This is a genomic window from Grimontia celer (genome assembly GCF_900055185.1).
GTDB classification, from domain to species: domain Bacteria; phylum Pseudomonadota; class Gammaproteobacteria; order Enterobacterales; family Vibrionaceae; genus Enterovibrio; species Enterovibrio celer.
In genome coordinates, this window is sequence record NZ_FIZX01000094.1 from 1 (window position 1) to 515 (window position 515).

Annotated in this window: 1 protein-coding gene; it reads left to right on the top strand. The window is 48.2% G+C overall.

Translation table 11 applies throughout. The annotated features are described in order from the left end of the window. Positions 1-426, top strand: a 426-nt coding sequence (locus GCE9029_RS25600; RefSeq protein ID WP_197475452.1) for an efflux RND transporter permease subunit, incomplete at its 5' end; no start/stop codon positions are given. Positions 427-515: the final 89 nt, after the last annotated feature.

The window sequence follows — 515 nt, forward strand, 5'->3', positions numbered from 1 at the left end:
TTCTCTGTGATCATGGTGATTCCTTTGGGGGTCATTGGTGCGGCAGGTGCGATCTATCTACGCGGTCTTCAGAATGATGTGTATTTCCAAGTGGCACTCTTGACCATCATTGGTTTGTCCTCGCAGAATGCCATCTTAATCGTGGAGTTTGCTGAAGCGGCTTATCGCCGTGGTGAAGATGTTTGGACAGCTGCGACCGAAGGCGCGCGATTGCGTTTACGTCCGATCATCATGACATCGTTAGCGTTTATCGTGGGCACGTTGCCGTTAGCTTTGTCTTCTGGTGCAGGTGCTAACAGTCGAATTTCAATTGGTACGGGGATCGTAGGTGGTACATTGACCGCTACGGTTCTGGCGATTTTCTTTGTACCTTTGTTCTTCGTCATAGTGCGTCGATTGTTCCCGAAACGCCCGATTGAAGACTAAATGATCATGCTGACGTGATCTGCATTAAGAAGGAGCCTCTCGGCTCCTTCTTTGTTTTTAGCAAGCGCTGTTTAGTGTGTGTTTTATTT